The sequence below is a fragment of the Paenibacillus germinis genome (assembly GCF_013141785.1).
Classification (GTDB): domain Bacteria; phylum Bacillota; class Bacilli; order Paenibacillales; family NBRC-103111; genus Paenibacillus_E; species Paenibacillus_E phytorum.
This window is the reverse complement of record NZ_WHOC01000019.1, coordinates 527,037-539,676: the sequence shown is the minus strand read 5'-3', so window position 1 is coordinate 539,676 and position 12,640 is coordinate 527,037. Positions and strand designations below refer to the sequence as shown.

11 protein-coding genes are annotated in these 12,640 nt (G+C 45.7%); 6 read left to right on the top strand and 5 right to left on the bottom strand.

From position 1 onward, the window contains the following. Positions 1 to 4: 4 nt before the first annotated feature. Positions 5 to 748, bottom strand: a complete 744-nt coding sequence (locus GC102_RS04905) for a TraR/DksA C4-type zinc finger protein (RefSeq protein ID WP_171688428.1) — start codon at positions 746 to 748, stop codon at positions 5 to 7. Positions 749 to 884: 136 nt separating this feature from the next. Between GC102_RS04905 and lspA the strand changes: the two genes are divergently transcribed. From lspA to GC102_RS04890, 3 genes are read left to right on the top strand one after another with little or no spacing between them, the layout of a single operon-like run. After that, positions 885 to 1,403: a signal peptidase II gene (lspA, locus tag GC102_RS04900; RefSeq protein WP_057303035.1), complete on the top strand. Its 519-nt coding sequence runs from the start codon at positions 885 to 887 to the stop codon at positions 1,401 to 1,403. Next, complete coding sequence (locus GC102_RS04895) at positions 1,378 to 2,328, top strand: RluA family pseudouridine synthase (protein WP_171688427.1); 951 nt, start codon at positions 1,378 to 1,380, stop codon at positions 2,326 to 2,328. The genes lspA and GC102_RS04895 overlap by 26 nt, the downstream gene beginning before the upstream one ends. A 31-nt stretch (positions 2,329 to 2,359) precedes the next feature. Next, on the top strand, positions 2,360 to 3,517 hold the full coding sequence (locus GC102_RS04890; RefSeq protein WP_171688426.1) for an aminotransferase A: 1,158 nt from the start codon (positions 2,360 to 2,362) through the stop codon (positions 3,515 to 3,517). A 102-nt stretch (positions 3,518 to 3,619) separates the two neighbouring features. Here GC102_RS04890 and GC102_RS04885 read toward each other — a convergent pair whose 3' ends face one another. The 4 genes from GC102_RS04885 to GC102_RS04870 all read right to left on the bottom strand — a co-directional run bounded on the left by GC102_RS04885 (position 3,620) and on the right by GC102_RS04870 (position 9,147). Next, the gene (locus GC102_RS04885; protein WP_171688425.1) at positions 3,620 to 4,741 is read right to left on the bottom strand and encodes an N-acetyldiaminopimelate deacetylase; all 1,122 of its coding nucleotides are present in this window, start codon (positions 4,739 to 4,741) and stop codon (positions 3,620 to 3,622) included. Positions 4,742 to 4,762: 21 nt separating this feature from the next. Beyond that, the gene (gene dapD / locus GC102_RS04880) at positions 4,763 to 5,473 is read right to left on the bottom strand and encodes a 2,3,4,5-tetrahydropyridine-2,6-dicarboxylate N-acetyltransferase (RefSeq protein WP_171688424.1); all 711 of its coding nucleotides are present in this window, start codon (positions 5,471 to 5,473) and stop codon (positions 4,763 to 4,765) included. Between the two features lie 72 nt (positions 5,474 to 5,545). Continuing rightward, a complete protein-coding gene (locus tag GC102_RS04875) occupies positions 5,546 to 7,426 on the bottom strand; it encodes an ABC transporter ATP-binding protein (RefSeq protein WP_171688423.1) in 1,881 nt (626 codons plus the stop codon). Beyond that, positions 7,423 to 9,147, bottom strand: a complete 1,725-nt coding sequence (locus tag GC102_RS04870) for an ABC transporter ATP-binding protein (protein WP_171688422.1) — start codon at positions 9,145 to 9,147, stop codon at positions 7,423 to 7,425. Before GC102_RS04870 ends, GC102_RS04875 begins: the two co-directional genes overlap by 4 nt. A gap of 558 nt (positions 9,148 to 9,705) precedes the next feature. On the opposite strand from GC102_RS04870, the gene pyrR reads away from it, so the two are divergent. The 3 genes from pyrR to pyrC all read left to right on the top strand — a co-directional run bounded on the left by pyrR (position 9,706) and on the right by pyrC (position 12,534). Then, complete coding sequence (gene pyrR / locus GC102_RS04865; protein WP_171648445.1) at positions 9,706 to 10,260, top strand: bifunctional pyr operon transcriptional regulator/uracil phosphoribosyltransferase PyrR; 555 nt, start codon at positions 9,706 to 9,708, stop codon at positions 10,258 to 10,260. Further along, the gene (locus GC102_RS04860) at positions 10,257 to 11,162 is read left to right on the top strand and encodes an aspartate carbamoyltransferase catalytic subunit (protein WP_047672396.1); all 906 of its coding nucleotides are present in this window, start codon (positions 10,257 to 10,259) and stop codon (positions 11,160 to 11,162) included. Before pyrR ends, GC102_RS04860 begins: the two co-directional genes overlap by 4 nt. Positions 11,163 to 11,250: 88 nt before the next feature. Next, the gene (gene pyrC / locus GC102_RS04855) at positions 11,251 to 12,534 is read left to right on the top strand and encodes a dihydroorotase (RefSeq protein WP_171688421.1); all 1,284 of its coding nucleotides are present in this window, start codon (positions 11,251 to 11,253) and stop codon (positions 12,532 to 12,534) included. Positions 12,535 to 12,640: the final 106 nt, after the last annotated feature.

Genomic DNA, 12,640 nt, shown 5'->3' with positions numbered 1-12,640 from the left:
TTTTCTAGAGCTGCTCATCCTCCGAGTAGGAAAGGTTTTCTGGTTCGAGTAGAGGATCGCCCTCGCCTTTATGAATATAATCATTATAGGCCTTGCCTCTAACAATAGTGACATGTTCACCATACAGGTCTGTCGCAACAAAGCTCTCAAAAGACTCAACATAACCAACGTGCTCATCGGCTTCCACATACATTTCATTATAGTGATCCACGTTGGGATCTTCAGCAAAGGCAGGCGAATTTGAGGTGCCCCAACTTTCAACGATTTGCCAGGCATCTTCACCATCGAATTCGGTCTCATCGTCACGTTCGTCAAAGCTGGTTCGGCCAAAAGGTGGGTAGAGTACTTGTTCTTCAACAGGTCTTCTGAATGATCGGTCAGGATCAGGAACGTGTTCTAAACTGTAAATGGTTGTAGGGATAGCTTGAAGGCGCTCAAAGGGAATCGGTTGTTTGCTGAACACACATATACCGTATTCTCCACTCTCCATGCGAGCTAAGGCTTCATTGACTTGATTTAAATGAAATTCAGCATGTTCGTTGAGAGAAATATCTTTTTCTCGTTCGTAAATTTCTGTGGCGATATCTCCTGGATGATTGTCGTACATGGAGAGCTCTCCCGTACTATCTTTAAAAGAATTGGACAGGCCATAATTATCATTCATGGCAAAATGTTTTTCGAGATAAACCTTTTCCTCCAATAATTGCAAATATAATTCTCTTAATTGCTCCTCGGATAAATGGCTCATAGGTCGAAAGTACAGCTCCTTTCTAACAGCTGATGCATACCGTTATAATGCCGAGTGACAGCTTTTTTTAGTGAGGTAATTCCTTGAAAATAAGGAACTTGTTTAAGCTTACGAAAACTCTTAGGAGGAAAAGATAATGAAATATTATTTTTATGCGCTCATCGTATTTATTTTGGATCAAGTATCCAAATGGTTTATCGTGAAACGGATTCCGCTTGGCGAGGAGCGTCCAGTGCTAGGTGATTTCTTCATTCTGACGTCGCATCGTAATAGGGGCGCGGCCTTTGGCATTTTGCAAAACCAAAGATGGTTTTTCATCGTGATTACGCTTATTGTTGTAATTGGTATTCTCTGGTACATGCGTCGGACGATCCGTGAAAGAAAAGTTTTGTTATCTTTTGCGCTTAGTCTTCTGCTAGGAGGAGCAATCGGTAATTTCATTGATCGAGCATTATTCGGTGAAGTTGTTGATTTCCTGCAGTTTACCTTTGATTTTAGCCTGTTCGGCAAAGCCATTTATTATATTTATCCGATTTTCAATTTAGCTGATTCGGCCATCGTGATCGGAGTCATCTTGATTTTCTTAGAATCGTTACTTACTTGGAGAAAAGAGAAAAAAGGAGCAACGAATGAACACAAATCAGACCTCATCTGAGGCCGCGACAAATGATGTCGTTGAATGGACGGTTGAAGGGCAGTACGTCAGTGAACGTATTGATAAATTCATTACGGAAGCATTGGAAGAAGATGTGTCAAGAACACTCGTTCAGCAATGGGTCAAAGACGGGCATGTTAAAGTGAATGGGAAAGCCATAAAACCAAACTATAAGCTGTCTGACCAAGATGTTATTTCTTTGCGCATTCCTGAACCCCAGGGTGTAGAGCTTGCTGCGGAAAACATTCCCTTGAATGTGGTATATGAAGATGCCGATGTCATCGTGATCAATAAACAGAGGGGACTTGTCGTTCATCCAGCACCTGGCCATTACTCAGGTACATTGGTTAACGCATTGATGTACCATTGCAAGGATCTATCTGGCATCAACGGAGAGCTGCGTCCTGGAATCGTGCATCGGATTGATAAGGACACATCCGGTCTTATCATGTCAGCAAAGAACGATAAAGCACACGCTAGCTTAGCAGAACAGTTAAAGGCTCATACGGTCAATCGCAAATATATCGCTTTGGTACATGGGAACCTACAGCATGATCAAGGTACAATTGACGCTCCAATTGGTCGGGATTCAAATGATCGCAAGATGTATACGGTAACGGAGAAAAACAGTAAGCAAGCGGTGACTCATTTCGTAGTTATCGAACGCTTTGGCGATTTTACCTTGGTGGAGCTGAAGCTGGAAACGGGAAGAACCCACCAAATTCGTGTGCATATGAAATTCATTGGTCACCCTCTTGTTGGGGATCCGATGTATGGCAAGAGTAAAGGGATGCTGATGGATGGCCAAGCGCTGCACGCTGCCATTCTGGGCTTTAAGCATCCGCGTACAGGGGAATTGATGCAATTTGAAGCACCGATTCCAGCTGATATGGAAAACCTTCTGCAAACAATTCGAACATCCTAGGGTTCTTCAGAGTGGGAGAGGAGTGAATCACATGGAGCATCTGATTAATCCACAAGTGAAAGACATTCAAATTTCAGGCATACGCAAAATATCGAATCTCGTCAGCACCATTCCAGGCGCATTGACGTTAACGATTGGACAGCCTGATTTCCCGACGCCGCGGCATATTATTGAAGCTGGACAACGGGCTTTGGATCAAAATAAAACGGTTTATACGCAAAATCCCGGACTATTGGAACTGCGAGAAGCTGTATCCAGCTTCGTTCACAAAAAGTACGGCCAACAATATCGCGCGGCTGATGAAATTATCGTGACAGCTGGAGCGAGTCAAGCGGTAGACATTACGTTACGTACCATTCTTACACCTGGTGCAGAAGTTATCATTCCCGCACCAATTTACCCTGGGTACGAGCCATTAATCAGATTGGCAGGGGGAGTCCCTGTCTACGTCGATACCAGACCGAATGGCTTGAAATTAACGGCAGAGTTACTTGAGCCATATCTAACAGCTAACACGCGCTGTGTTATCTTATGTTACCCGTCTAATCCTACAGGCCAAGTACTCTCGGAGCAGGAATTGGCCGATTTGGCTCAATTATTAGAAGATCGGGAATTGTTTATTTTATCCGATGAAATTTACAGTGAGCTTGTTTACGGTGTTCGTCATCAGTCTATTGCAACGATTGGCAAGCTCCACGAGAAAACGATTGTCATTAATGGCCTCTCCAAATCCCACGCTATGACAGGCTGGCGAGTTGGATTCACATTAGCCCCGGCTTACATTACGGAGCATATGGTCAAGGTGCATCAGTATAATGTGACTTGTGCAAGCTCTGTAAGCCAGTATGCGGCATTAGAGGCTTTGACAGTTGGTGTGGATGATGCTTTGCCAATGCGCAATGCCTATGAAGTTCGTAGGGATTATGTTTATGATCGTTTGCTTGCTATGGGCTTCGAATTGGACAAGCCGAATGGGGCGTTTTATTTGTTCCCATCCATTGTTAAATTCGGATTGAGCTCTCAGGACTTTACCATGAGGCTGCTTCATGAGGAACATGTAGCAGTTGTTCCAGGAGATGCTTTCACTTCTTACGGAGAAGGCTATATCCGTATTTCTTATGCTTATTCGCAAGAAGTATTGGAAGAGTCACTTGATCGTCTTGAGCGCTTTGTCAGTAAGCTAGTGTGAAATAGTTAATCGTAAACTAATTGATAAGTCGATTTTACGGTTATGACAATACGAAAAAACCTCCAATTCCACTGAAAGTGGGTTGGAGGTTTTTCTTTGCTTTTAATTAGATTTAAACCGTAAATAGGCTGTAATGGTATCTATGGCTACATCAATAGCGCTCTCGTTAGGATCAAGCTTTGCATTATGCAACCCATGAGGGGTGTCTACCCCTAACCAGAACATGAAGCCAGGTATTTGCTCCAAAAAGTAGCCGAAGTCTTCGCCTGTCATCGCTTCAGTACACTCCACAAGCTGCACATTATCATTACCGCGCAGCCAGTCCATGAATTCCACGGTCAAAGCAGGATCATTGAACACTTGGCGGTAATTGGAGCCATAATCAATGGAGACTTGACACTCGAAGGAACTTTCGATTCCTGCCGATACAGCTTCGATACGTTTCTTGATCTTGTTCATAGAATCAGCGGAAAGGGTGCGAATCGTGCCTTCCAACCGGGCTTTTTCGGCGATAATGTTTTGCTTTGTTCCAGCTTCCATTTTACCAATGGTAATGACGGCCGAATCAAGCGGATTCACATTACGGGAAACAATGGTTTGCAGTTGACCAACCATTTGTGTCGCCGCTATGATCATATCGTTTGCTTGGTGTGGGTAAGCGGCATGTCCGCCTTTGCCTAACAGGTCAATGAACAACTCAGATGTGTTGGCAAACAAGATCTCCGGCCTAGTGGCAATCGTGCCTACTGGATACTCAGGAGCAATATGGAGTGCAACCATCTGGTCGGGCTTCCAATCCTGTAATTCTTTAGCAGCAAGCATGGGCAATGCGCCGCCTGGACCTTCTTCAGCTGGCTGGAACAACACAATCAGGTCATCCTTCATTGGCTGCTGAACGAAATGGGTGACAACGCCCATCCCAATCGACATGTGAAAATCATGTCCGCATGCATGCATGTAACCTGGATGTTGGGAAGGAAACGGAAGAGAGGTCTCTTCCGTGATGGGCAGTCCGTCCATATCCGCTCGATATCCGAAGCGTTTGGTAGGGTTCGTACCTTTGATGTAAACCAAAATGCCAGTGCGCCAAGTGCGAATCGTCATTCTATCCTGAGGAAGCTTAGCAAGATGGTCAAGGAGAAGCTGTTGCGTCTTGAACTCTTGAAAGCCCGGCTCCGGAATTTGGTGAAGCTGACGGCGCAGCTCTATAAAGGGGCTAAGCATGGTGAATTCCTCCAGAACACCTTACAGGGTGCGCAGATCTTGTAAAATTTCTGTTTTGGACTTCGTTTTATCGTCCACTTTCTTGATCACTCGTGCAGGTGCTCCTGCTACAACCGTATATTCTTCAACGTCTTGTGTAACGATAGCGCCGGCAGCAACAACAGATCCTTTTCCGATGCGAACACCTTCTAAGATAACTGCATTCGCTCCAACAAGCACATCATCTTCAATCACACAAGGCTGTGCGGAAGGTGGCTCAATTACGCCTGCAACGACTGCACCAGCGCCGATGTGACACATTTTGCCTACTTGTGCTCTACCGCCAAGAACAGCATTCATGTCGATCATAGTACCATCGCCAACAGAAGCACCAATATTAATGAGAGCGCCCATCATGATGACGGCGTTGTCTCCGATATGTACTTTATCACGAATGATCGCACCTGGTTCAATGCGCGCATTGATTGGCTTGAGATCAAGCATAGGAATCGCAGAGTTGCGACGATCCGCTTCAACGACGAAATCCTCGATTTGTGCTTTGTTTGCTTCAAGAACAGGCTGAATTTCGCTCCATTCGCCAAAAACAACTCCGCTTCCGCCGGATATAAAGGATTGGCTGCCTTCGCCAAAGTTAATACCTTCAAGGTTTCCTTTTACGTATACTTTAACAGGCGTTTTTTTCTTGCTTTCTTTAATAAATTGAATAATTTCTAACGTATTCATCTCGGTCATGGTGACATCTCCTTAAAATTTAGATTGACTCTCCTATATTATCAGAAAGGGGGCATTTCAGCCAATGTGTATTCAAAGAGCTTTTTGAGCGAACTGACTATTGTACAGATCTGCATAAAAGCCGTGCTGTTCCAATAGCTGTTCATGTGTTCCTTGTTCAATAACAGAACCATGATTCATAACAAGAATAAGATCGGCATCTCGTATGGTAGAAAGACGATGTGCAATGACGAAGCTTGTGCGCCCTTCCATTAGGTTACTCATCGCCTTTTGGATGGACACCTCCGTGCGTGTATCTACGCTGCTCGTCGCTTCATCAAGAATCAAAATGGTTGGATCGGCAAGTATGGCGCGTGCGATGGTGAGAAGCTGCTTTTGCCCATGTGAAAGGTTGGATGCTTCTTCATTCAGCTTGGTATCGTAACCTTCCGGCAAGGTTCGAATGAAATGATCAGCATAGGCCGCGCGAGCAGCACTAACGATCTCGTCTTCAGTGGCACCATCACGTCCGTAAGCGATATTCTCGCGAATCGTTCCATTGAACAGCCATGTGTCTTGCAGCACCATACCGAACAGTCCGCGTAGATGACTGCGAGACATTTCTCGTGTGTCAACAGCATCAATGGAGATTGTACCACCCTTTAATTCGTAGAAACGCATCAGTAGATTGACAATCGTTGTTTTACCAGCACCTGTGGGGCCAACAATGGCAACCGTTTGTCCTGGCGCTACTTGGATATTCATATCTTGAATTAACGGGGTATCCTCTTTGTAAGCAAAGGTTACCTGTTTAAATTGAACATGACCTTGGACATTTTGGGTCATTTTTACATGGGTGATTTCCTGTACTTCCTCAGGCTCATCTAACAACTCAAAGATACGTTCCGCGGCGGCGATTGTGGATTGAATCACGTTGGCTATATTAGCCACCTGTGCGATGGGCATCCCAAATTGCCCTGAATATTGAATAAACGCTAGAATATCTCCGATTTTAATAGCCCCATTTGTTACCATGATGCCACCAATCACACTGACCAATACGTAGCCGATATTCCCGATAAAGGACATAAGGGGGAAGATCATTCCTGAGATAAACTGGGCACGCCAGCCTGAATGATACAAGCGTTCATTAATTTCATTGAATTGCTCAACCGATTTCTGCTCACGGCCGAAAGCTTTGACAATGGTATGTCCTGTGTACATTTCTTCCACGTGACCATTAAGTTCACCGAGTGTTTTCTGTTGTCCTTTAAAATACTTCTGAGACCGTGATGCAATCATCTTCGTTCCCAAAATGCTGAGCGGTAAGGTTATGATGGTGGCCAAGGTTAACAAAGGACTAATGGTTAGCATCATAATAATGATCCCGACCAAGGTCACGATTGAAGTTATCAACTGCGTCAAGCTTTGCTGCATGGTAGAACTGATCGTATCTACGTCGTTAGTAGCTCGGCTCATGGTGTCCCCATGACTGCGTGAGTCGAATAAGGAGAGAGGTACTCGGGTGAGCTTCTCACTAATATCTCTACGAAGATTAAATACTATTTTTTGTGTGACACCAACCATAATCCACTGTTGGATGAAGGTGAGTATGGCGCTTAGTATGTAGAGTGCTGCAAGAATAATAACAATTTGGAAAATGGCATCGAAGTCGATTTTGGCGCCGGCAACACCCTTGAACTTCGCGATAGAGCCTTCATACAATATGGTTGTTGCGTTACCCATGAGTTTGGGACTAATAATACTGAAGAGTGTGCTGAGAACAGCCGCGATAAAAACAAATAGGATAGATACACGGAAAGGACTCATATACCTCGACAACCGTCGTATAGTTCCCTTGAAATCCTTCGCCTTTTGAACTGGCATTCCCATGCCACCCATGCCGCCTCGGCCAAAGTGACCGGGATTTACCCCCGCTTGAGAAGGAGCTTTCTCTTTTGGTTTGTCACTCATGCAATTTCCTCCTCTGACAGCTGAGAAGCAACAATTTCTTGATACACAGCACATGTTTTCATCAGATCTGAATGGGTGCCTATCCCTGCAATTTGTCCTTCTTCCAGTACGATAATTCGGTTAGCATCCATAATTGTACTGACACGTTGGGCGACGATAATCATCGTTGCTTGCTCGGTTTCGGTTTTGAGAGCTGAACGTAGTTTAGCATCTGTTTTGAAGTCAAGGGCAGAGAAGCTATCATCAAATACATAGATGTTCGGTTTACGAACAAGTGCACGAGCAATGGCAAGCCGCTGCTTCTGGCCACCGGATAAGTTCGTTCCACCTTGGGCGAGTACAGCTTGATAGCCTTCTTTCATCTCGGCGATGAAATCTGCTGCTTGCGCGGTGGTTGCAGCATGCATAATTTCCTCATCAGTTGCCGTCTCACGTCCAAAACGTATGTTATCAGCAACTGTTCCTGAGAAAAGTGCCGCTTTTTGTGGAACATAACCGATCTGCTGTCTTAGACTTTCTAACTTCAAAGTAGGCAGCTGATGGCCATCTAAGATGATACTGCCGGACTCTACATCATAAAAGCGCAAAAGTAAATGAATGAGGGTCGTCTTACCTGATCCGGTTCCTCCAATAATTGCTGTTACCTCACCAGGCTCTGCACGGAAGGATAGATCACGGATTGCTGGTTGCTCGGCCCCGGGATAACTAAAGGATACATGCTTAAATTCAACAGCAGCTTGATTGGAGTCAAGAGATTTTGCCATTTCGGCGCTATGTATGTTGGATTGGAGGGCTAAAACTTCATTAATACGGACAGCAGAAGCCGATGCACGTGGGATCATCATGAAAATCATCGTCATCATGAACATAGAAAACATAATCTGCATGGCATATTGGATGAAGGCCATCAAGTCACCAATCTGCATTTGATTGGCATCAATGCGAACTCCGCCGTACCAAAGAATGACAACAACCCCAAGATTAAATACAAGCATCATGATGGGCATCATCGTAGCCATGATTACATTTACTTTTACGGCTGTTTTCGTGTAATCCAGGTTTGCTTTTTCGAATTTACGCTTTTCATGTTCGGAACGGTTAAAAGCGCGAATGACACGGATTCCGGTTAAATTTTCACGCAGCACGAGATTGATGCCATCGATTTTGACCTGTAATGCTTTGAATAAGGGAAGTCCTTTTCGCATGATCCCTATAATAGCAATTGCAAGAATCGGAATGATGGAAATTAATACAATGGCGAGATGAGCGTCCTTATAAGTGGCCATGATGACTCCGCCGACTAGCATCGTAGGTGCGCCGATGAACATCCGCATCATGACAATCACTTGCTGAACTTGAGCGATGTCATTCGTGGTTCTCGTAATGAGGGAGGAAGTGCCGAGTTTATCGAATTCGTGCAAGGAGAAGCTTTCAACATGGGTAAAAAGCGTTCGTCGTAAATCCCTGCCGAATCCTGTCGCCGTTCGTGCCAACAGGTAGCTCGCGATGATGACACAAACCATTGCGCCCATTGCTACTAAAAGCATGTAAGCGCCAAACCGGAGAATATAAGGAATATCTCCTTTCACAACTCCGACATCGACAATGTCAGCGAGCAGTGTGGGCAGGTACAACTGCGCCAGTGATTGCAAGAGCATCAAGGTAATAATCGCAACCACAGAAGCTTTGTACGGTTTCAGAAGCCGAAACAATTTGAACATAGGTTCCTCCTTAGCGTTTTGCCCAAGCAAAATGGGCTTCATAAGCGTTGCTGGATTTTCGCAAGAAAACGGGCAAAGCTCGCGTTTTCCCACATAAGAAAAGTATAAGTTTTCGGTTCCCGAAAACCGCTTTCTTATTGGCGATAAAACCTACCTCTAAACGCGGTCGCTCATCTTCGAATGGCCTCGATAGAGGTTTTCTCATATGTAAATTATAACACATGGCTGAGGGCTAGCTCAAAGCAAGTTCTTGAAATAGATATTGACTTATCGTGTCGAAAGTGGGATAATTCTTTTAATTAAATATGTACCTTTAAAAACAGTCCAGAGAGGCTGGCAAGGTAGTCGATGAGAAAAGACGGGATATACTGAGTCGCGGATTCAGTGTATGACTAAGCTTGGGGATGTGCGCATCCTTATGCCCCGCTCTGTATCTTTATGCACTCGTAACTCCTTGCCAATAAATGGGCAAGGAGTTTTTTGGTTTTGCTAACAGAAAACCTGCCAATGCTTACGATGTCAGTTTTGCTAAAGCAAAACTCTTAGGAGGCGAAAAAGATGAATGAAACGGCCGAACACACGATTATTGATGAAATGGGAATTCGCAGGGCGCTAACACGGATTGCGCACGAGATACTGGAAAAGAATAAAGGGGTAGAGAATTGTACCTTGATTGGGATTCGGACCCGTGGTATTTACTTGGCCAGTCGTGTAGCAGAGCGAATTCTTGAAATTGAAGGTGTGCCGATTCCTGTGGGTGAGATTGATATCACTTCTTATCGTGATGATCGCGTTAAGGTGAAATCAGTAGAAAATGTGCAGGAAGGCGGCAAGATCCAAATTCAAGACCGCAAAATCATCCTGTTCGATGATGTGCTTTACACCGGAAGAACGGTGAGGGCAGCCATGGATGCTTTGATCGATCTGGGCAGACCGCAAATGATTCAGCTAGCCGTACTAGTAGACAGGGGGCATCGTGAATTGCCCATTCGCCCTGATTATGTAGGAAAGAACGTACCTACCTCCAAAAGTGAAAGTATTGAAGTGCTGCTTACGGAAATCGATGATAAAGATGGCGTCATTATACTTCAACAGAGGGGGAAACAGGAGTGAGCATAGTGAGTACACAAACCAAGCATTTTCTAGGATTAAAAGGGGTAAGCGCAGGGGAGATAACGAGCATACTTGATCGTGCTGCCTACTGGGAACAATATCCTTCGAAGGTGACGAATCAATTTCAAGGCAAATTCGTTTCCAACTTGTTTTTTGAAAATAGTACAAGAACTCGGTTCTCCTTTGAACTGGCGCAAAAGCGGCTCGGAGCCGACGTACTCAATTTCTCCGCTGCGGAATCCAGTGTTCAAAAAGGGGAGTCCATCTACGATACAGTCCGTACACTTGAGTCCATGGGCATTGATGCCGGTGTCATACGTTTGAAGCCAAACGGTGTCCTGCAAGAGCTGGCTGAGAAAATCAAAATCCCGCTCATTAACGCGGGGGACGGCAATAACGAGCATCCAACGCAGGCGTTACTCGACTTCTACACGATGCGCAAACAGTTCGGCGCCATCAAAGGTTTGACGGTCTCCATCATCGGAGATATCCTACACAGCCGCGTCGCTCGCTCTAACTTATGGGGACTCATCGCCCTGGGAGCAAAAGTGCAGTTTTGCGCGCCGGAAAGCATGCAAGCTCCGGAGCTGGCTGAGTTTGCTCCATATGTGTCTTTCGAGGAAGCACTGAAAGCTGACGTGGTCATGATGCTGCGTGTGCAGCTTGAACGGCACGACAAAGGAATCATTCGCTCAGCAGAGGAATATCGCGAGCAATACGGGCTAACGGCAGAGCGTGCAAGCCGCATGGCACCTCATGCAATCATCATGCATCCAGCTCCGGTCAATCGAAATGTAGAACTTGATGATGAGCTGGTTGAACACGAGAAATCCAAAATTTTCACACAAATTGCTCATGGTGTTCCGATTCGTATGGCGGTCATCGAACGAGCTTTATCATAAATTACCCCACAAAGTGAAGCCAAGCTCTGAAGTTGATTCCGATTACTTTGCGGGGGCCCCAAACGAATACTAGGAGGACAATAACACAATGGGCATTTGGATATTAAACGGACTTACCGTCGATGTAAATAATGTACAAGCGAAGAAACACATTTTGGTAGAGAACGATAAAATTGCAAAGGTTATAGATGCAGTAGAAGGTTCGGCTCCACAAACCGAAGGCCATGAAGTCATTGATGCAGCAGGTAAGCTAGTGACTCCAGGATTCATCGATATGCATGTCCATCTGAGAGAGCCTGGTTTTGAACATAAAGAAAATATCGCGACCGGAACACGTTCCGCAGCAAGAGGCGGCTTCACAACCATCGCTTGCATGCCGAACACAAGACCTGTGATCGATACCGTTGAAACGGTGAACTACATATTGGATAAAGCTGCAACGGAAGGTGTCGTCCGTGTTCTACCATACGGCACGATTACGAAGAACGAGCTCGGCCGCGAGTTGACCGATTTCGCTGCGCTGAAAGAAGCGGGCGTCATCGGCTACACGGATGACGGTGTCGGTGTGCAAAGCGCGCAAATGATGAAAGATGCTATGGCGTTGGCAGCATCGATCGGTATGCCAATCATCGCGCATTGCGAGGATGACACGCTTGTGGTCGGTGCGCCGGTAAGCGAAGGCGCGTTCGCGAAGAAGCACGGACTGAAGGGAATCCCGAACGAGTCCGAGGCGATTCATGTGGGTCGCGACGTGCTGCTAGCCGAAGCGACGGGAGTTCACTACCACGTGTGCCACGTAAGCACCGAGCAGTCGGTTCGCTTGATCCGACATGCAAAGCAGTTCGGCATTAAAGTGACTGCCGAAGTATGTCCGCATCACCTCGTGCTGTCGGATGAAGACATTCCAGGACTCGACGCCAACTGGAAGATGAACCCGCCGCTGCGCACGCCGCGCGATGTGCAGGCTGTCACCCAAGCTTTGGAAGACGGCACGATCGACATTATCGTAACGGATCACGCGCCACACTCCGAAGAAGAGAAAGAGAAGGGCATGATGCTGGCTCCATTCGGCATACTCGGCTTCGAAACAGCGTTCTCCCTGCTATACACGAAATTTGTACTGACAGGCAAATGGTCATTAGGCTTCCTCGTGGATCGTATGACGAAAAAACCTGCCGACGTATTCGGTCTTCCATACGGAACACTGGAAGTAGGCAGCGCAGCTGATATCACCATCGTGGATTTGGATACAGAGCGCGAAGTTCTTAAAGAAGAGATCGTTTCACGCAGCAAAAACACGCCTTTCATCGGCTGGAAGCTGCAAGGCTGGCCGGTTGTTACAATCGCTTCCGGTAAAGTGGTTTGGTCATAAATCGTTCTTAAATGACGCTGGAATCAAGCGTAAATCCGCATTAAGATCTATACGCAGATCGAAAATTCGTGTATATTTATACAGAATGATTGCTTTTTATGCAAAT

Coding starts and splice junctions, on each gene's coding strand:
- GC102_RS04905 (WP_171688428.1), bottom strand. CDS start 748: ATGAGCCATTTATCCGAGGAGCAATTAAGAGAATTATATTTGCAATTA.
- lspA (WP_057303035.1), top strand. CDS start 885: ATGAAATATTATTTTTATGCGCTCATCGTATTTATTTTGGATCAAGTA.
- GC102_RS04895 (WP_171688427.1), top strand. CDS start 1,378: ATGAACACAAATCAGACCTCATCTGAGGCCGCGACAAATGATGTCGTT.
- GC102_RS04890 (WP_171688426.1), top strand. CDS start 2,360: ATGGAGCATCTGATTAATCCACAAGTGAAAGACATTCAAATTTCAGGC.
- GC102_RS04885 (WP_171688425.1), bottom strand. CDS start 4,741: ATGCTTAGCCCCTTTATAGAGCTGCGCCGTCAGCTTCACCAAATTCCG.
- dapD (WP_171688424.1), bottom strand. CDS start 5,473: ATGACCGAGATGAATACGTTAGAAATTATTCAATTTATTAAAGAAAGC.
- GC102_RS04875 (WP_171688423.1), bottom strand. CDS start 7,426: ATGAGTGACAAACCAAAAGAGAAAGCTCCTTCTCAAGCGGGGGTAAAT.
- GC102_RS04870 (WP_171688422.1), bottom strand. CDS start 9,147: ATGTTCAAATTGTTTCGGCTTCTGAAACCGTACAAAGCTTCTGTGGTT.
- pyrR (WP_171648445.1), top strand. CDS start 9,706: ATGAATGAAACGGCCGAACACACGATTATTGATGAAATGGGAATTCGC.
- pyrC (WP_171688421.1), top strand. CDS start 11,251: ATGGGCATTTGGATATTAAACGGACTTACCGTCGATGTAAATAATGTA.